16 protein-coding genes are annotated in these 20147 nt (G+C 45.7%); 5 read left to right on the top strand and 11 right to left on the bottom strand.

The features are described from left to right. Positions 1 to 354 precede the first annotated feature (354 nt). The 6 genes from QZ938_RS07835 to QZ938_RS07810 all read right to left on the bottom strand — a co-directional run bounded on the left by QZ938_RS07835 (position 355) and on the right by QZ938_RS07810 (position 7698). The gene (locus tag QZ938_RS07835; protein ID WP_293350265.1) at positions 355 to 1650 is read right to left on the bottom strand and encodes an ABC transporter substrate-binding protein; all 1296 of its coding nucleotides are present in this window, start codon (positions 1648 to 1650) and stop codon (positions 355 to 357) included. Positions 1651 to 2058: 408 nt separating this feature from the next. Beyond that, complete coding sequence (locus QZ938_RS07830; protein ID WP_293350268.1) at positions 2059 to 2298, bottom strand: hypothetical protein; 240 nt, start codon at positions 2296 to 2298, stop codon at positions 2059 to 2061. 157 nt (positions 2299 to 2455) lie between these two features. Then, positions 2456 to 3850, bottom strand: a complete 1395-nt coding sequence (locus tag QZ938_RS07825; protein ID WP_293149135.1) for a DUF4912 domain-containing protein — start codon at positions 3848 to 3850, stop codon at positions 2456 to 2458. 84 nt (positions 3851 to 3934) lie between these two features. Next, on the bottom strand, positions 3935 to 4216 hold the full coding sequence (locus QZ938_RS07820; RefSeq protein ID WP_293350271.1) for a hypothetical protein: 282 nt from the start codon (positions 4214 to 4216) through the stop codon (positions 3935 to 3937). A 283-nt stretch (positions 4217 to 4499) separates the two neighbouring features. Then, positions 4500 to 6236 carry a lipopolysaccharide assembly protein LapB gene (locus QZ938_RS07815; protein WP_293350274.1) on the bottom strand — a complete coding sequence of 579 codons (1737 nt, stop codon included), beginning with the start codon at positions 6234 to 6236 and terminating at the stop codon, positions 4500 to 4502. Further along, a complete protein-coding gene (locus tag QZ938_RS07810) occupies positions 6193 to 7698 on the bottom strand; it encodes a P-loop NTPase fold protein (RefSeq protein WP_293350277.1) in 1506 nt (501 codons plus the stop codon). The genes QZ938_RS07815 and QZ938_RS07810 overlap by 44 nt, the downstream gene beginning before the upstream one ends. A gap of 106 nt (positions 7699 to 7804) precedes the next feature. Here QZ938_RS07810 and QZ938_RS07805 point away from each other — a divergent pair, with 106 nt between their 5' ends. Together QZ938_RS07805 and cysS are read left to right on the top strand one after the other, a co-directional pair. Continuing rightward, a complete protein-coding gene (locus tag QZ938_RS07805; RefSeq protein WP_293350280.1) occupies positions 7805 to 8380 on the top strand; it encodes a Uma2 family endonuclease in 576 nt (191 codons plus the stop codon). Positions 8381 to 8794: 414 nt separating this feature from the next. After that, on the top strand, positions 8795 to 10465 hold the full coding sequence (cysS, locus tag QZ938_RS07800; protein ID WP_293350283.1) for a cysteine--tRNA ligase: 1671 nt from the start codon (positions 8795 to 8797) through the stop codon (positions 10463 to 10465). A 232-nt stretch (positions 10466 to 10697) separates the two neighbouring features. On the opposite strand, the gene QZ938_RS07795 is transcribed toward cysS, so the two are convergent. Together QZ938_RS07795 and QZ938_RS07790 are read right to left on the bottom strand one after the other, a co-directional pair. Next, a complete protein-coding gene (locus QZ938_RS07795; protein ID WP_293350286.1) occupies positions 10698 to 11651 on the bottom strand; it encodes an alpha/beta hydrolase in 954 nt (317 codons plus the stop codon). A gap of 174 nt (positions 11652 to 11825) precedes the next feature. Next, the gene (locus tag QZ938_RS07790; protein WP_293350289.1) at positions 11826 to 12080 is read right to left on the bottom strand and encodes a helix-turn-helix domain-containing protein; all 255 of its coding nucleotides are present in this window, start codon (positions 12078 to 12080) and stop codon (positions 11826 to 11828) included. A gap of 82 nt (positions 12081 to 12162) precedes the next feature. Between QZ938_RS07790 and QZ938_RS07785 the strand changes: the two genes are divergently transcribed. After that, a complete protein-coding gene (locus QZ938_RS07785; protein ID WP_293350292.1) occupies positions 12163 to 13290 on the top strand; it encodes an AI-2E family transporter in 1128 nt (375 codons plus the stop codon). Between the two features lie 565 nt (positions 13291 to 13855). Here the strand turns inward: QZ938_RS07785 and QZ938_RS07780 are convergent. After that, entirely contained in the window at positions 13856 to 14773 is a 918-nt protein-coding gene (locus QZ938_RS07780) for an OmpA family protein (RefSeq protein ID WP_293350295.1), read from the bottom strand. Positions 14774 to 15010: 237 nt separating this feature from the next. On the opposite strand from QZ938_RS07780, the gene QZ938_RS07775 reads away from it, so the two are divergent. Further along, entirely contained in the window at positions 15011 to 15685 is a 675-nt protein-coding gene (locus QZ938_RS07775) for a hypothetical protein (protein ID WP_293350298.1), read from the top strand. Positions 15686 to 15693: 8 nt separating this feature from the next. Then, the gene (locus tag QZ938_RS07770) at positions 15694 to 17772 is read left to right on the top strand and encodes an abortive infection protein (protein ID WP_293350301.1); all 2079 of its coding nucleotides are present in this window, start codon (positions 15694 to 15696) and stop codon (positions 17770 to 17772) included. A gap of 105 nt (positions 17773 to 17877) precedes the next feature. Here QZ938_RS07770 and QZ938_RS07765 read toward each other — a convergent pair whose 3' ends face one another. Together QZ938_RS07765 and QZ938_RS07760 are read right to left on the bottom strand one after the other, a co-directional pair. Next, on the bottom strand, positions 17878 to 18852 hold the full coding sequence (locus QZ938_RS07765; protein ID WP_293363223.1) for a DMT family transporter: 975 nt from the start codon (positions 18850 to 18852) through the stop codon (positions 17878 to 17880). A 121-nt stretch (positions 18853 to 18973) separates the two neighbouring features. Beyond that, entirely contained in the window at positions 18974 to 20146 is a 1173-nt protein-coding gene (locus QZ938_RS07760) for a DUF4335 domain-containing protein (RefSeq protein ID WP_293350306.1), read from the bottom strand. Between the last annotated feature and the right edge of the window lies 1 nt (position 20147).

The raw sequence follows: 20147 nt of genomic DNA, 5'->3' as shown, positions 1-20147 counted from the left end.
GGACTGAAGTCCTCACTACGAACCAAATAAGAAAGTTTTTTAAGGACTGAAGTCCTCACTACGAACCAAATAAGAAAGTTTTTTAAGGACTGAAGTCCTCACTACGAACCAAATAAGAAAGTTTTTTTAAGGACTGAAGTCCTCACTACGAACCAAATAAGAAAGTTTTTTTAAGGACTGAAGTCCTCACTACGAACCAAATAAGAAAGTTTTTTAAGGACTGAAGTCCTCACTACGAACCAAATAAGGAAGTTTTTTTAAGGACTGAAGTCCTCACTACGAACCAAATAAGGAAGTTTTTTTAAGGACTGAAGTCCTCACTACGAACCAGCTTTATCAAGCTTTGGGTTGTTTCTAACTTCCTAATAAATTGCGAGTTTCACTAGCCGCCGCTTTCATTGCTTGTGTCGCAGTCATTTTCCCGGTAAAAGCTGAACTCAAATAGCGCTGCAAAATATCAGAAGCTTGAGCGTATTGTGCTATGGGCGGGCGCAAAGCTGGTTTTTCAACTACTTTTAGGAGTTGCGGGTAGTGTGGATATTTTGCGACTATTTCTTTGTCAGTAAATAGGGATTTGTAACTGGGAACTAAACCTGTTTCTAAAATGAATTTGCGCTGGGTTTCCTCGCTGGTGAGGTATTTAATTGCTTTCCAGGCTTGTTCTGGATGTTTTGAGGTTTTGGATATTCCCCAGCCCCAGCCGCCCAAGCAGGAACCGCCTGTTTTACCGATACTGCTGAGCATTGGCTCGATCGCAATTTTGCCTCTCACTTTAGATCCCTCGGCGTTTGCTAGCTTCCAAACATAGGGCCAGTTTCGCAAAAACAGCGCTTTGCCGTTTTGAAACAACAGCCTGGTTTCTTCTTCGCCGTAGGTAGTAACACCCGCTGGAGAGATGCCAGAGGCGATCGTATTTTTGAGAAATTCCACTGCTTTAATAGCCTCGGGTTTATCTAACCCAACTTCAAAAGTTTGAGGGTTAGCCCAGAAGCCGCCGAAACCCGAGAGCACTTCGACAAACATCGCAGATACTCCTTCGTATTGTTTACCTTGCCACAGATAACCCCAAGTTGCTTTTCCTTGTTGCTGTAAGTTTTGAGAGATTTTTACCATCTCTTCAAAATTTTTAGGTGCAGGAATTCCGGCTTGTTTTAAAATGTCTTTGCGGTAATAAAGCATTCCTGCATCCGAAGCGTGGGGAATTCGGTAAAGTTTGCCCCGATACCGCCCACCTTCAACGTTACCGGGGATGAATTTTGCAAGTTGTTCGGGGGGAATTTTGTCGGTTAAATCCCTTACCCAACCTGCGGCGGCAAATTTGGGAACCCAAACGATATCCATGTTGATGATGTCGTAGGGCGATTCGCCTAAAAGAAAGGCAGATGTGTAAAGATTTTCGACGAGGTTTGTGTCAAATGGCCCTTCGACGAGGTTGATGCGAATGTCGCGGTTTTTCTGTTCAAATTCTTTGACAAACGGTTTCCAGTTGAGAATGTCTTGCCCTTGCATTAACATCGTCAGCACAACTGGCTGCTGAGTCAGTGCGGGCAGAATAAATAACAGCAAGACGGCGACTAATGTGACAGCGAATAAGGCTACAAGACGGGGACGCTTTTGCCTTCGCTGGGGCGGGGAATTTATTTTTGGCATTGGCTTTTGAGATATGGCTGTGCGATCGCCTTACTGATCTCATAACTCGCTTTCTTTCGTTTTGCGGGATTTACCGAGTTTGTGCAATGAAAATATAAGTGAACTTTAGCTTACTTAATAATTATTGAGTGAAAAGTACAAATTTTGAGATTACAAGTTCGATCGCAAGTTAAGCAAACATCTATCTACAGATAGATCTTGAGATGAGTGTCTAATATCGTTGACGCTAGCATTCATATGATTCAATCGTTGGGGCGGTGCGTGGGGAGTATCTCATTTTTGTAAAAAGCATTTTTTCTTATAGTGCTGTCCCCGCTCGCGTATTGTATAATACGCGAGCGGGGACGCTCGCACTAATGCAAAACACAGATGCTCCTCGTGCGTGAGTCATAGTCTCGAAGTGTCGATTTAAAGATTTCTCGCCCTCACGCACCCTACAAATAAATCATTCTTCTTCCTTCTTCCTTCCTTCTTCCTTCTTCCTTCCTTCTTCCTTCTTCCTTCCTTCTTCTTTCTTCTTTCTTCCTTCTTCCTTCTCCCTTCTTCCTGATGACTGACATCCGTTACATCCGTTACATCCGTTACATCCGTTACACAATCCGTTGCCGAACTTCCTTCTTCCTTCTTTCTTCTAAATACAAAAAACACCGCTCCTCAAAATAGGAGAACGGTGTATAGGGGGTGTTATGGGTTGTTGTCTGAAACTAACCCTAACAAATCGCCATTTGCTCCGGGTAGGCCTTGTGATGGTTAAAAAATTGGCACAAACCCAAACACCTACCGGGATCGCGATCGACATTTACGATTAGCCCAACCATTCCACAACAGAATCTTCCTTAGTGTTGGTGCGACGTTCAGGGGTTTCGCGCTCGAATTTCATGTGGACAGCGCGGTTTTGTTCGCCGTCTGCTGCTACTGCAAAAATCGGATAGTCGATCAAGCCGTCTTGGAAAGACATCTGGAACCGGAAAGTGCCGTCAGCATTCAGTTTGATTGGTTGTCCGCCTACATAAACGGTGGCGTCTGGTTCGGTGGCGCCGTAGACGATCAATTCAGCATCAGCAACTAACCAGAATTGGCGGGGGCGCATCGGGGCGGCAAAGCCAACTCCCGACATACCGACACCGGAGGACATACCGAAACCGGACATCGTGAGGCCAGACATTCCGACACCGGACATCGTGAGGCCCGACATACCCACACCTGAGGCAGTCAGGCCGGACATACCCACACCTGAGGCAGTCAGGCCGGACATACCCACACCTGACGCGGTGAGGGCAGAGATTCCGGCCCCAGCCCACATTCCGACACCGGAGGGGAATACGTAGGAACTCAAAGCTTGTTCGTGGATTGCGGATTGCTGGATCGAACCTGCAACGTGCTGCATGGAACCGAACATCGAACCTGCTACGCGCATCGATTCTGCCGATTCTGCCATGCCGAAGATTTGTTCGTAGATGGCGTTGCCGGTGCTGTAACCGCCGTTGGTGGCTTTTGCCATTTTCTTGGCTGGGGGAACCAGTTCCGCGAAGGTTTGGCCGCGCAAGTCTTCTTCCCAGTCGAGGGTGATGAATTGGTCTTCAATCCAGTCACTAGGATAGATGGGCGGGACGCGGACTTCTGCCGATCGCGCCAGTACCAACCAACGGCCGTCTGCACAGCGGTAGCCGATGTCGATCGCATAATCGCGATCGCTAACGGGGATTGGCACGTACCATTCCCGCGCCAGTTCGTCGCAGGGATATTCTTGAATGCTGTGGGGGCTTTGGATGTCGAGGTTAACATCTGTAACGTCGTAGATCCGGAGGGCGAGTTGCTGTCCGCCTTGGCGGCGCAATTCTTCTTTGCGATCGTTGGGGATATCCCAGTAGGTGTAAGCCCATTCTGGATCGCGGGGCATCAAAACAACCCGGCTTTCACCGTAACCGTTGGGCAAATCTGCTAAACCTTCATCTACAGACGACAACGAACCGCCTGTTCTATCTTCTTGACCTAGTTCAAACTTTGCTGCTTCCACTGCTTCTTGTGCCTCTAGTTTGCGAGATGGACTGTATGAAAACTTGTTGCGCTGAATTTCTTGAATTGATGCCAGAAGTTGCGATTTCCGCATCCGGCTGTAGCGAGAGACTCCACATTCGCTAGCAACTCTGCGGAGTTGTCGCAAAGTCATCTCTTCTAATGGTGGGCGTTCTTTTGCCATGAGTTTGTTCTCCACTAATTTGGATGGCGGGTTAGATTTTTCGATTCAACACTAATGTGTTGATTTTTTGAGTTAGAAACTCTTTTAAATACAAGTACGATCGAGCTTCTTAATCTCTCCAACCTTTGAAGCCTTGCTAGTTTTTAGCTTGTCTTGTCCCCAATTGCGATCGGGGTTTTTGACTTGGGGGCTTCTGCGCGCACCGTCCGATCTAAATAAAGCTTTATCTATCGATTCTTGATTTACAAACAAGATCGATTTTGCGAGTGCGATCGGTGCTGCTAGCAACGCTGTGCAGGCAGCACACGCGCTATCTGACTCCCAAAGCTGCTCAATCAAAGCATTTCTTTGGGATCGCTTTGTCATGACTTAATGTTGCAGACAATTCCCGGTCTGGTCAAGGGGTCTTTTGCCTGAATCATGGGTACTTATACGCATTTTCGTGATTTTGGGGATCAATATGTCAGGGAATGTTGATATATTAGAGCGTCAGGGGATCGATGTTCGGACAAATGTCAGGCTTTGATGACATATTCTGGGACGGGGGCTGGTGATGGGTTTGGAGAGTTTTGTGGGTGGGGGCGGCCAGAAACCGGGTTTCTACGAGATTTTACGCATCCTCACGAGATATTCGCGAGAAACCCGGTTTCTAAATCCCGCGCGCAAACTTACGATCTCCATCCATCTGCTCAACCTCAGCAATAATTTCCTTCACTATCTCCGCATCGGGCGATCGCAAATGCTGTAAAATCTCCAAAGATTGCTGTAAATAATTCAAAGCTTCGTCAAAATCTCCCTTCTCATCTGCTAACAACTGTCCAAGCATTGCAAAAGTAGCAGCTTTCCCTTGAACATCGCCAATTTTTTCCTTAAGTTCGAGAGATTGTTGATAAAATGCGATCGCCTTTTCTACTTCCCCAAGATTTGCATAGATTCCTGCTAGATTGTGTAAAGTAGTAGCTTTCCCTTGAACATCGCCAATTTTTTCCTTAAGTTCGAGAGATTGTTGATAAAATGCGATCGCCTTTTCTACTTCCCCTTGATTGGCATAGATTATTGCTAGTTGGTGCAAAGTAGCAGCTTTCCCTTGAACATCGCCAATTTTTTGGTAAATTTCGAGAGATTGTTGATAAAATGCGATCGCCTTTTCTACTTCCCTTTGATTTGCATAAAATGTTGCTAGATTATGCAAAGTAGTAGCTTTACCTTGAACATTGCCAAGTTTTTCGTAAATTTCGAGTGATTCTTGACAAAAGGCGATCGCCTTTTCTACTTCTCCTTGATTCGCATAGATTCCTGCTAGACAGTGCAAAGTAGCAGCTTTCCCTTGAACATCGCCAATTTTTTCCTTAAGTTCGAGAGATTGTTGATAAAATGCGATCGCCTTTTCTACATCTCCTTTATTCGCATAGATTATGGCTAGACAGTGCAAAGTAGCAGATTTCCCTTGAACATCGCCGATGCGTTCAAAGATTTCCATAGCTTGCTGTTCTAAAGTAATTGCCTTTTCAATTTCCCCTACATTGCACTCAATAATTGCTAATTCATGCAAGGAATTTGCCTTAACATCGCCTAAATTTTCATCATCCTTCGCCAAATCCAACGCTTGTTCTAGATAATATTTTGCTGATTTATATTCACTCCGACTGCGATAGGCAATTCCCAAATCATTCAAAACCCTAATCCGAGTCTTCAAATCCCCTGGAGTTTCCTCGCGCCCATTCGAGGGAGTATATTCAATCAATAACCGTTTCAATAAATCAATCCGTTCCTGCTTTTCTGGAACCTCGCAATTGCTAATACCTTTGCTAGCATCCAGAGTTTGAGAAATCGCATCATCCCTAGTATTTGCCGGAGTTTTGAACACAAAAGTTCCCGAATTCCAGGCCCAAAAATCCGGCGCATAATTAGCAACTCGCGTAATCGCATAATCTGGCAAACAAAACAGCATTAGATGCGGTACCATCACCGGATAAGCATCTCGCACCCAATTAAAATCCACCAACATCGGCGGATATTCCCCCGTCATCCCGATCGCATTTTCCACCCCCCGCACAATGAAAATCAACTTCTTGTCTGGTTGAACCTTAACTGTTGGCAAAACCTTCAGAATTTCATCCAACAAAAAGCGCATCTCAGGATCGGGAAAATCCCAAATCTCAAACTGCATCTCTTGACAATCGGGATGACTAATTAAAGCCTGAATAATTGCATCTCTATCCCCAGCAAAATTACAGTCAATAAATCCCAAATCAAAGGCATCGTCGGGAACAATATCGACAAACGTCAGCAATTGGTCAAAAGACTCTTGATTGAATTCAATTATCCTTTGCTGATGTAATTCAGGGATTTCCTTGGATTGATGCCAGGGCTTGTTGGAAAGCATAACTTTGTTTTACGAGTGGGTTGACATAATTCCACCGACTACTTCCGTTGTATTCCAAAACGGAAAGATTGAATAACAACTTTTGTCCCATTGCATCTTTAGCAATATCTTTTTTGATGCAAACTTGCGCTAAAGTTGTATAATATTCAGGCGTAGGAGTAGACCTTTCAAAGTCAAATTGCTGTTGCTTCAAAGCATAAGTGACATCTTCAGCCAAAATTTTAGGGTGTTTGCGAGTTGTAGCTGTCAGACAAGCCGATCGAGTTATCTGCATCAATTGTCGCACATGACCACCACTGGCTTTTACCAATTGTAGCAACTGTTCTCGATCGGCAAATATAGCAGCAACATCAATCCGCTGTTCAATTAAACTAGCAACTCCATCTAATTTTTGCTGATTATGATCTAGATCGCATTCACTGCGGTTAAATTCATAAATATTGACCATTGGCACTATATTGAGATTGCTTTCAAACAAATTGCTAATATTTTTGTCTGAATAAATTACCGAAATAGGTACTGTATAAATAATTGTAGAGGCTAGCCCTTGAAGTTGACTATTATAATCAAAAAACAAATGATTGCCAACCTCTGGATTAACGCGATCCAAGTTGTCAACAATTAGCAAAAATCCTTTCTCATAGCGGTCTGGATATTTGCGTCTCAGCTTATCAAAAGCATCTTTAAACAACAGATTAATATCTGTCAACAATCTGGATGTATTGCGTTTAAGAGTTTCACGAATCACCTGTTTTTGTTGGCTAGAACCTCGAATTTGACCGATCAATTTGGCTGTTAGCTTAGAAATAAACGGAATTTCTATACCTCCACTTGCTTCGGTTTCGATGCTGACGGAAGATTGAACAGTTTCTTCTGTTTCTTTAGTGACTTCCTTAAACCACAATTCAAAACTTTTCAAGATTTCTGGATCAAATTTTAACTGTAGTTTAGTTAAATCATCAGCTAATTGTTTGATGAAAAGCAAATATAGATCGGTATATTCAGTATCATTAACATCCAGTTCCAGATCGAACTCTATGTAAATTACCCGATACTCATTTTCCCACCGCGACTGAATCCGTTTTAACTCCGTACTTTTGCCACATCCTCGATGCCCCGTAAACAAAATTGTGTCAAATTCCCCTGGATTCTGATACTCCAGTTTAGTGCTGACAAGTTCTATAGCTTCTGTGTTGCGTACTGCCGACAAATCCACATAATATCGGGCCATATCATCGCCCGTCAGAGGCTTGACATCGCAAGCGCGGTAAGCTTCTTTGAGTGTTTTGGCGCGGTTGGCTGGGAGTGAAGTCATCGGATTGCAGATTGTAGATTGTAGATGGAAGCCACAGTTGATTGCGATCGCGGGCGATCGCAATGTGGAGCTTTTCAACCCCAATTCTAACTCATATCTCACAGGATACTCAAAAATCGAAGATTGAGAAACCGGGTTTTTGCCCAAATCTGTGATTCATAGCGAATTATTCTGATAAAAACCCGGTTTCTTCGATCGAAGCGCGTCCAGGACTGACATAGAATAGGTAATAGCCATCGCGAGGCCGCACAATATGCTCAACAACACCATCACCATTCCCCAAACCTTCAAAGTAACTCACGAACAGTTCCAGGAAATTGCGGCTGTCAACCGTGACTTAAGGCTAGAGAGAACTGCTACAGGAGAATTAATCGTTATGGCGCCCACTGGAAGCGAAACTGGCAATCGAAACCTAGATATTTCAGGACAAATCTGGCTGTGGAATCGCCAAACCAAGCTGGGAATAGCATTTGACTCTTCTAGCGGTTTTCAACTGCCCAATGGTGCCGATCGCTCTCCTGATGCTTCCTGGGTTAAATTAGAACGGTGGCAAGCCCTCACAGCCAAAGAACAAGAAGGTTTTGCTCCCATTTGTCCCGATTTTGTTGTAGAATTGCGCTCTAAATCTGACAACATGGAACCATTGCGAGAAAAAATGCGAGAATACATCGCTAATGGAGCGCGTTTGGGCTGGTTGATCGATCGCAAAAACCAGAAAGTAGAGATATACAGGTGCGATCGAGCTGTCGAAATATTAGCTCATCCTACCACTTTATCCGGGGAAGATGTATTGCCCGGATTTGTCTTAGATTTAACAGATGTTTGGTAATCTTTCTAAATCCTGGATAATTATCTCTCAGTCGGCGGAGGCAGACTTCGTTTGTATAGCTGCGGTTTCAACCGCCGATTGATACAGTTGCTTTGTCAGGGGAAGATGTATTGCCCGGATTTGTCTTAGATTTAACAGATGTTTGGTAATCCTTCTAAATCTTGGATAATTACCTCTCAGTCGGCGGAGGCAGACTTCGTTTGTATAGCTGCGGTTTCAACCGCCGAGTGAGATCGTGTCCGCTCGATCGACTATAATTAAGATTGGTTCGCCCTATCGGACGAAAGTCTTTACAAACCTGCGGACTAAAGTCCGCACTACAAACTGAATTCTTTAAAATTTGCGGACTAAAGTCCACACTACAAACTAATATAATAAATTAGAGCAATACATCAATCCAAAATCTCAAATCCCATGTCCCTAACGCTTTACAACAGCTTGACCCGCCGCGAATCACCTTTCGAGCCCCTCGAACCCTCAAAGGTGCGGATGTATTGCTGCGGCGTTACGGTGTACGATTACTGCCACGTCGGCCACGCCCGCGCTTACATTGTTTGGGATATGGTGCGCCGATATCTGATGTGGCGCGGCTACGATGTTCGCTACGTACAGAATTTTACCGATATTGATGACAAGATTCTCGATCGCGCCCGCGAAACAAATTCTACAATGGAAGCGGTAGCCGATCGCTTCATCGACGAATATTTTGCCGACATGGACAAACTAAATATTCTCAGGGCCGATGAATATCCCCGCGCCACCCACTCAATCGACGGCATCAAACGGCTGATTCACGAGTTAGAAAACAAAGGTTTTGCCTATGCCAACAGCGGCGACGTTTACTACAGCGTTCGCAAGTTTGACAACTACGGAAAACTTTCCGGCCGCAAGTTGGAAGAAATGGAAGTCGGGGCTAGCGGCAGATTAGAAACCGCCGAAATAGAAGCTCAAAAAAAGCAAGATTCTTCAGATTTCGCTTTGTGGAAAAGTGCTAAACCCGGTGAACCTTTTTGGGAATCATCTTGGGGAAAAGGTCGCCCCGGATGGCACATTGAATGTTCGGCGATGGTGCGCGATTGCTTGGGCGAAACTATTGATATTCACTGCGGCGGTTCCGATTTAACTTTTCCGCATCACGAGAACGAAATTGCTCAATCTGAAGCTGCGACTGGCAAGTCTCTGGCTAATTATTGGATGCACAATGCTTTTGTGACTGTCAATGGCAGAAAGATGTCGAAGTCTTTGCACAATTTTATTACTATTCGCGATTTGTTGGAGGGGAATTGGTCGGGCGATTTGGAATCTGATTCCCCCCAGCCCCCCCTTGGTAAGGGGGGGAGTAAGAGTGAAGCTGAATCTGCCCTTGCTGAGGGGGGGAGTCAGAGTGAATCTGACCCCCCCCAGCCCCCCCTTGCTAAGGGGGGGAGTCAGAGTGAATCTGACCCCCCCCAGCCCCCCCTTGCTAAGGGGGGGAGCAAGAATCAAAGCGATAAGTCAAAAGCGGTGGAACCGATGGCGGTGAGGCTGTTTGTGTTTATGGCGCAGTATCGCAGTCAGATAGATTTTACTGAAGATGCGATCGCATCTGCTCGAAATGGCTGGAATACTATCAACGAAGGCTTGCTTTTTGGACTCCGATATGCCGATAAACTGAGTTGGGATGTTGAGAAAACTGAACAAGATGCCAAAGCTGTAGAGGAATTCCAAGCAGCGATGGACAATGATTTCAATACTCCGGCTGCTTTGGCTGTTTTGTTTGAACTTGCTAAGGAATTGGGTAAAGAAAGCAATATTTTGGTGCATCAGGGCAAAACTGAAACTTTGCCGGAATTGTTGCAGCAAAAGTGGCTGACTTTGATCAGTTTGGCGGGGGTTTTGGGCTTGGAGGTGCAGCCGGAAGCTGACAGCGATGCGGCGGTTGGCGGTTTGAGTGATGCGGAAATTGAGGCGATGATTCAGCAGCGGAAGGATGCCCGGATAGCTAGAAATTTCGCTGAGGGCGATCGTATTCGCAATGAACTTAAGGATAAAGGAATTACTTTGATTGACCAAAAGGATGGTACCACGATTTGGCATCGCGGTTAAAAAACTGGTTCGTAGTGAGGAATTCATTCCTCTTGGACGGACTGAAGTCCGTACTACGAACCTGGAATTTATTCCTCTTGGACGGACTGAAGTCCGTACTACGAACCTGGGTTTGTAGTGAGGAATTCATTCCTCTTGGACGGACTGAAGTCCGTACTACGAACCTGGGTTTGTAGTGAGGAATTCATTCCTCTTGGACGGACTGAAGTCCGTACTACTAACAAATGATTTTTTATTTATTTAACTTATTCGCAAACTCAGCAACCGCCGCTACAAATTCTGAGGTGGATTCGTAGGGTAAAACGTTGCGCCCCGGCATTAATAAACCCTCAGCATTGGCAAAGTTAGCCAAATATTGCGCTAATCTTTCATCGGGTTTTTCTTCCTTACCCGATTGACTGATGCTTGAGGCTTTTTCTCCCATGACAACGAGTGCCGGATTCCTAAACTGTTGAATCGTGCTAGTGTAATCCTGGCGCCAAAAACCAGCTAAAAACGAGAAAACTGCATGACGGCTGTCAGGATTTGCCGCCCCAGCTTGCAAAGCATCCAACCATTCGCTATCAACATTTGCAGCATCGCCAAACAGTTGTTTTCCAGAAAAAGAGCGCAAAAATTTAGCGCGTCTGGCGTATCGATAAAAAGCGTTTCCCAAGGGAGAGTCTAACAAATTCCAGACGATTCTTTGCTCTCTATCTGTCGAATGTTTGTTCATCACCGCCCAAGCTGGAGGCCCGGCGAGGACTAAGGAATGGATTAAATTAGAACCGCTTTTCTGCTGCAATTTGGCTAATTCCAAGGCTACACACAGTAAAGCACCTTGCACGAGGACGATCGCAGGTTTTTTTACTACAGTCTCCAAGAAAAACTGCAACTGTGCCGCCCAATCGCTAGGATAGCAAGCCACAGCGGGCATTTCGCAATCGCCGCAGCCCAAAAGGTCGGGATTGTAAATCGGATTTGTGTTGCCTGATTTGTACCAACTTTCGCAAAATCTCTGCCAAAAGACTCTTGACAATCCAACTCCTATGGGATGAATTAATAACAACGGTATGCTATCTTCTGTCGCAGTAGTTGGTTGATAAACATCATAAGCACAGCGATATTTTTGCCATTCGTAAAACAGCGTTGGCGATTTGATAGATGAAATTGCAGATGAATTTTCAGTAGAATATTGCGGCTGCATAATTAATGTTTTGATTTTTTATGTGCTAACTTGGATATTGGGGCGGGTTCTCCGGCCCACCCACAAGATTTTTAAGAGTTTTCACAATGCCAACAAAACTAAATGTTTTTTAGTTTAGGTTACAATAATGCGAGTTTGAGCTTGGGCATTTGGTTGCGAGCGGGCAATCCGAATCTATATATTGCTGCCGAGTGCGTTGAGAAAATAAAATAGGCGTTCTCTAGAGAACTCGGATAATTTACCGCGCATCAATGCTGATATTTTGGATCGATCGATTCCTAAGAGCTTTTCTGCTTCAATTTTGGTTAGTTGGCGTTCCGAGATTAATTCACTGATTGAATGAGCTAGTTCTGCCTTAATCAATAGTTCATCAGAATTGGGGAGTCCTAAGTCAGCAAAGACATTCCCACTGCTTGAATGCACTTTCATAATCTCAATCACACTATTTATATCATATAGTTTATTATGAAATCAAGGGTGACACGATCGGCAACAATATAATTATTTAATCATGTCTGAACAGCGGATTACAATTTCTATACCTAACTTGCTGCTCATTGTAGCATCGTCCTTGCTGCTAGTGCTGCTGTGGCAATTGCGGAGTCTGCTAGTAATTCTGATGATATCAGTGGTGCTGGCTGCTTCGATCGTCCCGATCGTCAATTGGGCCGAAACCATGCGCGTGCCCCGCTGGCTGGCGGTGATTCTGGTTTATTTAACTCTGATTGGCGGATTCAGCGGGACGGTAGTGTTAATCGGGCCGACAGTCATCGAGCAAATAGAGTTACTGGTGCGACAGTTACCAGTTTACGCCGAAAGTCTGGAAATGGTAGCCACTAGCTTAGCCAGTCGCCTCACCGATGATGCACCTGCTTTGGTGAATCAGTTGCTGGATACTCAATCGCTGACAAATTGGCTGATTCGATCGAGCCAACAACTGGTTTTGCGATCGTACAGTTTAACAAGAGGCATTCTCGGCGGCTTCTTCAGCCTAGTTTTAGCATTATTTATTTCCGGCTACATGGTAGCCGACAGCGACACATTAATTAAAAGTTTGGTGCAGTTTTTCCCGAAACCTTGGGATACAAAACTCGCCGCCCAAGCCACGCCCATCGGGCAAAGAATGGGGAGTTACATTCGCGGGCGGGTGTTAGTTTCGGGGATTTTAGGGATATTTATCACCGCAGGTTTGAGCTTTTTGGGGATGCCGGAGTTTGCTTTGGGCTTGGGTGCGATCGCAGGTGTGACAAATCTGATTCCCTTCATTGGCCCGGTTTTGGGCGCAGTACCCGCCTTAATCGTCGCTTTAGCTAAGGGTGGATGGGTGTTGTTGTGGGTATTGCTGCTGTTTGTATTTATCCAAAACTTAGAAACTTACGTACTAGATCCTTTGCTGGTTGGTTCTTCGGTTGGGGTGCATCCATTGTATCAATTGCTGTCTGTCTTGGGAGGCGTACAAGTATTAGGAATTATCGGGGCGGTAATTGTGCCGCCTTGGTTTGCGGGAGTAGCTGCTTTGATTGAAAACTTGTATTTAAAACCGAAGCTGAGGAGCGAATATCGAGAGACAATAAATCAAGCTAAAAATAATTCTGATTTACCGCCTTTGACACCTTCGGCTTCAACAGTTGACAGTTGACAGTTGACAGTTGACAGTTGATAGTTGACAGCTTGTAGGGTGTGTCGCCTGCGATAAATTCCTAACTGAATACCGACAATCTTAGGGCGACGCACCTGATACGACTAATTAAAATTATTTGCACAAACACCAAACTTGTCAAAGGCTTGTTTTCAGAAATATTTGATCGGGTGCGTCGCCCTGAGATTATTGGTTAAATTTACAGATGGTTGCCGGCGACACACCCTACAATAATCCGGTGCGTCGCTCGATTTTTTGTTAATTTTAGAGATGGTTGGCGGCGACACACCCTACAAATAATGTTGCATGATTTTTCCTAAAATTCGGCACAGTGAATTGAAAAAACTAGACAAAATTGCCACAGCCACAAACTCTCTTGAAATTATCTGCGTTCGTCTGTGTTAATCTGCCTTAAATCTGCGGTTGCTTTATCAATCCTAAGTCTAGTATCTACAAGCCCAATGACCTAATGCCCTGTTTGGCCCATGCCCTGTTTGCCCTGTTTGCCCTGTTTGCCCCATGCCCAATGCCCAATGCCCAATGCCCAATGCCCCATGACTAAGGACTAAGGACTAATTGCCACTTCAATGCGACGGTTGCGTTGCCGGTTGATCTCAGAACTATTATCTACCGAAGGGCGACTTTCCCCGTAGCCGATCGCCACCCAATGATACTTCTGCCCGAGCACACCAGACAAATACTGCACCACAGCCTGAGCCCGCGCAAACGATACATTGCGATTTTCGGCCTCTTCCCCGGCGTCGTCAGTGTGCCCTGCAACCCGCACCGTTGCACCCTCGTAACTCCGCAACTCCGCCACCAAATTGTCCAAAATCGCACTGGTGCCCGCCCGCAGAGAAATGCTGCCAGTATTAAATAAAACATCGCTGGGCAAAGTTACCATCAGCCCATCCCCTGCAAATACCGGATTTCTCGGATTCTGTGGCTGCGCGTTACCATCCAGAGGGCTCGGCGCGGGTAAAGCTAAAGGAGGAGTTGTCTCCGTTGGGGTTGCAGCCAATTCCTGCGACATCAACTGCAACCGCTTTTCCAAACTTTCCGTCGGGCGGCTGCTACCCAACTGACTTTCTAAAGCTGCTGTGCGCCCAATTAGCGCGTTGAGCTCGCCTTGCAACTTTCTTAAATCTCCCTGCAACTTCTCTCTCTGGGCGGGATTGACTTTCGACTGGGGAGTTGGTGTAGCGGTTGGTGCAGGAAGCGCTGGAATTGGCGTTGCTGGGGCGCGTTTCGGGCTGGAGGTCAAATTTTGAGTTACGCGCAGCAATCTCTCGGCGATCGGCATTTGGGTGGCGCGTGATGGATAAATTTGGGCGATCGCCATCCCCAAAACCCACGCAAAACCGCTGCCTACTCCCAGCAACAGCAGTCTAAAGATTAGCGACAGTAAAAACAAACCTTTTCCCCGCGACTTCGAGACGCGAGTGGGGGGAATTGAAGGTTTTTCCTTAGAATATCGCGTCATGGTTCCTCCCTCTCGGTACACATACCAGATTAATTTCGATACTATCCTATATATCCAATTTTAGATTTGAGATTTGAGATTTGAGATTGGAGGACAAATCTCAAATCTGAAAAATCAACTCGGTTTCTACAAATCTGGGGTTTGGCGGCACAGCATTTCCGACACAAACCAAATTTATAATGTCCAGCGCCTCAGGCTGAATCTGTTAGATAATACTGTAGAACTTTTGGAAAAAAAATGATGCCTGACCCTTTAAATAGCCCCTATCCCGTGCCTTGGGAATGGATTAATCAGACTCACGCTAAGGTGAGTTCAAATGCTGGCACAGGTATCCGCTACTATCGGAGTCCTTCCCTCGTTTCAACTAACGGCCAATACGCAGCTTACAGTCGAATTGAATTGCAAGTACAGCCGGAATTGGCCCGCTGTCGGGTTAGCAGTGTCATGTTTGTGGAAAATCTCAAAACTGGGGAACTGCAAACAGTGGCGGCTGCTTCGCCACTGGCCGAAAGCGGAATGTATGCTAGCGATGACACAGATATGTCCGGGACGATCGCAATTTTAGTGCCTGTTTCTTGGAATCAAGAGGGTTCCCGGGTTCTCGCCCGCGAATTTGAAGCCTTGTTCAACTCTTCCGATATGTCCGACTACGCGGTCATTTGGGATAAAAATGATAATTACACTTATACCGTTGCTCCGGCTCGCAGTCTTTACACCCATGCTGTATTGTTGGGTTGGAGTCAAGTTTGCCCCGGACAAGTTCTGTTCCGTGCCGGTCATTTGGGCGATCGATCTTGGCCTCTTTGTGCCGTCGATATGACTGGCCAAACGGTATCTGTCACCCAAGACAAACCCCTAGTTTTCGGCACTCAAGCCAGCACAGACTGGATCGAACCTAAAACTCGTTTTTAGATATATTTATGGCGGCATATTCTTTGATTTGGCCCAAAATTATTTTACTTTCCGGTCAATCTTTAGAGCAATTTCTTTTGACTCTGGGGCTGACAGCCTTGGCTGTGATTTTTGGTCTCACAGCTTTTATTTTTGTTCGGGTTTTTGTCAATTGGTTGCAGGACAAGCTGGAGGAAAATCGCCATTTTTTGAAATTTAAATTACGCCCAAAAGCGCGACATTCAACTGCCAATATTGCCGCAGGTAAAAACGTTTTTTTAGAACCGCAATTTGTCGAGAACGATCCAAATTATCCGGCGGTTTCTTGGGAACCAGAAAGCGATACTTTAGAAGCGATTGAGCCAGAGATAGTCTGCGAAGATTCAGCAGCAGTTGCCCATCTATACAACCCGATCGCACTTTGGCACGGGCGCTTGATTTTGCCATCAAACGAACAGCGCCAGATTTATGGATCGGTTTTTTTTGAAGTGATTAATGCACCCAAAAAACATCAAAATTTCATTGGCAAAATAGCATTTTTGAAGTGGAGTACAGACCGCCAAGTACAATTTTTTGTCCACGCCGTCAGTCAAGATATCAGTTTCACCAAACAAACTCAAAAAAGTCAAAAATCAGGCAACATCCATCCAGATAGATTGAACGGCTGGCGCAATGTCGGCCCTTTAGAAACTCTAGCCGGTAGCAGGCGCGAAGACAGCGTGACTGTGATGTTGCGGAGACCGGTGATTGCCATCAACCACAGCAACAGCGACCAGCAAGAACTAATTATCGATCGCGAACCAGTACAAATTATCGGACGTTTCTGTGCCTTAGTCTCAATTTTACAGCGCCCAGAACCCGACAGCGACAAATTTATTGTCCGGCATTTCAGCAAAACATCCCAACAATTTGACGGCGCTGCCGAAATCATTCGGATTCCCCAAGTACAGCCAGACAAAAATGGCATAGCGAGGTCTACCAATCACCAAATCGAACAATCGCCATTCAACCCAGACGGCTGGTATATTTACGGCGCAAGAGATGAAGATAATATTTTTGTAGTTCAAGGAATCGAACCCCGGAAAATTGCCCAATTAATCCCAGATGAAACACATTTCGGGTTACAAAAATCTCTCGCTTATTTAAAAGACCAAAACTGGTTAAATACTAGGGCGCAAAAAGGACAAGCCAAACGAGTATTGTTGGTGCCACATGATGCTACAGAAAACGATTCAATCTCCCCTTGGGAAGAAGGAGATATCGGTATAGTGATTCACTCTTTCGGCGGTATCGGCGGCAAAAAAGGCGAACCGACACCGCTGAGAATTGTCACCGGACATTTTGCTTTTGGAGTAGCAAAAGTTGTGCGCGATCGCTTTACCGGCGAACTGCGTTTTGACATAGAATACAAACAAGTTTATGCCCACAATCCAGACGGAATTGTAGCAGGTTCCAGCAAATGGCAAAGTTACATGGGAGACTTGCAGCGCGGCTGGTTGGGCGATCGCCCGGTGTGCGATATCATCTGTAAATTAGACTGCGTGTGTTGCGACTACGACTTTGACGGCATCACCTTGTCACCCTTAACCGAATTCAACCAGCAACTAGATATCATGATGGCGCGCTACCGCAGCGGAGACGGCACCGGCGCCAGTTTAGTCACGCCAGCAACTTCTTGCGTGCAAGATTCCAGTCAGGCAATTTACGCGACAATTAAAAAAATTACTGCGGAAATTGAGTCAAATCCTCAGATTCAAGACTGGCTGAAAACACATCCCACCGCCGCACAAACCGAAAGATTTAACCAGTTAGTAGCTTTAGGAGAGAGTTTAGAAAAAGTATTAATTCCCCTCGGTGTTGTCCGTCCAGATTGGCGCAAAAATGCGAGATTGGCGGGTATTGATTCGGAACTAAAAAAAAGCTTTGTTGCTGGCATCGTGAATTCGTTCAAAGCTGCTATGAGTTACCGAACAATGCTGCCGAGGCGTACCCAAGATGCGATCGCCAAAATCCTCTTAAAACAGGGGGCTTTTTTGTGGATAATTCGCACAAATCAAGTTGGTGGATTCGATCCAGACATTGAGCCGATCGCACCGACAGGACTTTGAATGATATCATATCCGATAACTATGGAATTATACCTGAGTGCCGTCCCGCACAGCAAAGCCTTATTTCTATGACAAAGGCTAATATATCCCTCAAGAAATGACTTGTTATCTCAAGGAAGAGTTATCATCTCTAGTTGGATTTAATAATGTTTTGCTTGGTTGTTTGGGAAATAGCAACAACATCAACACTGTACTAATAATACATAGTCCACCGAGTCCTTCAACAAGACTCAGTGGTAAGCGAAGCCAAATAATTGATGCAGCTACAGCCGACACAGGCTCTGCACTTGCCAACAAACTCGCTTCTGTAGGTGTAATATATCGAAGACTGTCTAGATATAGATAAAAAGCGATTAATGTGCCAAATATAATCACAAAACTAACAAACAAACCAGTAATAACAGACCAATGTTGACCTTGAATTTGCCAAGGAGAAGCGATCGGGCATAATGCAATCCCTCCTATAATCATGCCCCACCCAATGATTGCTTCAGCACCCCAACGTTGTAACAAATTTGATGGATATAATGTGTAAAATGCAAGTGCAATTGCAGAACTTAATCCCCATGCTATTGATGTAATGGAGACTGACAAGTGGTGAATAGATCCATTTGTTACGAGAAGAAATGTACCTAACAAAGCAAATCCTAAGGCTATAAACTCTTGAATACTAGGAATTCCCTTGTACTTTACTGCTAAGTAAATCATAATAAATAATGGAGCCAAATATTGCAATAATGTTGCTGTAGCAGCATTACCAGTTTGAATAGCTGCGAAATAGGTATACTGCACTCCCAACATACCAAAAATTCCAAAAATCACTAATCGAATCCGATCTTGGGGAGCATTCCACACAGCAAAAACTTGGTTGAAGTTCTTTCGGAAACCTCCAATTATTAATAACAATATTCCTGAGATAAGAAGGCGCATTGTAACCAACCAACCGGGAGTAAATCCCTCATCTTGAAAAAGCCTTTGTGCCACCGTACCAGAAAGTCCCCATAAAGTGGCTGCTATGAGCACCATAGCCAGTCCCTTATAGCGTAATAACTTAAGATTTTTTGAGTCAGATGCCAACATAGTTTTTAATCATTCCATCAAAGTCAACCTGTGCGCCGTGCACACCCTACAAAGTCAACCAAGTTAGTAGTGAGGACTTCAGTCCTTCTTTATGCGGACTCGCATTCCTCACTACGAACCTTTACCAAGGGGTGACAGCCGCAGTACCGCCCGGTGCAATAACTACTCGGAAATCAGCCAGCGGTTCCGCAGGCGGCCTAGTACCAACCGGTTTGTAAAGCAACTCGGACAACGGCGCTTCGGATCGATCGACTGCTGCGGAATTTTCCGACTTGTAACCGACAATCGCCCCATCTTTAGCCACACTTACCCGATAAACCAACTCCGCAGCAACAGCAGGCTGATTCTTCAAAACTCCGTCAATTTGCTGGGAAAGTTTACCCTTCAACAGATCGATTTCTGCCGGATCGGTAATCGCCACGACTGCCGCCCCAGGGCTTGCCAAACCTTCAGCAACAGGAGTGGGCGTGCTTTCCGGTGAAATGTTCGACTGCGGCGTGGCCAAGGGTGAAGTGTCCGACTGCGGCGAAGTGCTCGGAGTTGGTGAAGTCGATTCAACAACTTTCGGAGTTTTATCCCCAAGCAAACCGTCAGCCGCCGGCGTGGGATTGGGATTCGGCGAACCCGAACCACCGGAATTCGGCGTGCCCAGATTTTGGCCTGCTGGATTCGGCTGCGGCACTGGATCTCTCGGGCGCTGGACTTCCGGCACTGGTACCAAGAAAAACGCCATCGCAGCCATTGCCAAACTCGACACCCCCACCACCGCAGGCAAACTGCGCTTCGCCAAAGGTTCGGCAGACTTGATATAACGCTTGGAAATTGGAGTTAATTGCAGCGACAATTCCGGCAGCGTCTGGGTGTCGGCAAAAAATTGATCGATCGCCTCTACCAAATCAAATAGCTGTACCGTCGTCAAATCTACCTGTGCCGACACTTCTGGTTTTCGATCGATTTGGGTGGCGCTGCCAGCTTCGGCGGGTAGAACGGTCAAACGGTGGGAATTCCCGTCAATTCTGTGCAACTGTACCATACCCAAATTCGGGCCGTAGCGATCGGGATAATGCACTCCGCTCATAAATTCTTGAGCGTAGCTGCTAACATTCCTCACCAAGCTTTCAAAAAACTCCCGTCCTCCGCTGAGGGGCTCGCCGAGGCCTGTCACATAGCATTCAACGCTCATCAATATCGAAAGCACCGGCCGCATTTCTAGCTGGCTGGATGCCGAGCCATCGCTCAACCCTTCTAGAACCAGGGTGCAATTTGGCAGACTGTACTGACGCCTAATAGTCATT

It is taken from the genome of Microcoleus sp. CAWBG27 (genome assembly GCF_020883145.1).
In the GTDB taxonomy this organism is placed as follows: domain Bacteria; phylum Cyanobacteriota; class Cyanobacteriia; order Cyanobacteriales; family Microcoleaceae; genus Microcoleus.
Note: the sequence above shows the minus strand (reverse complement) of the source record. Positions and strands in the feature narration are given on the sequence as shown.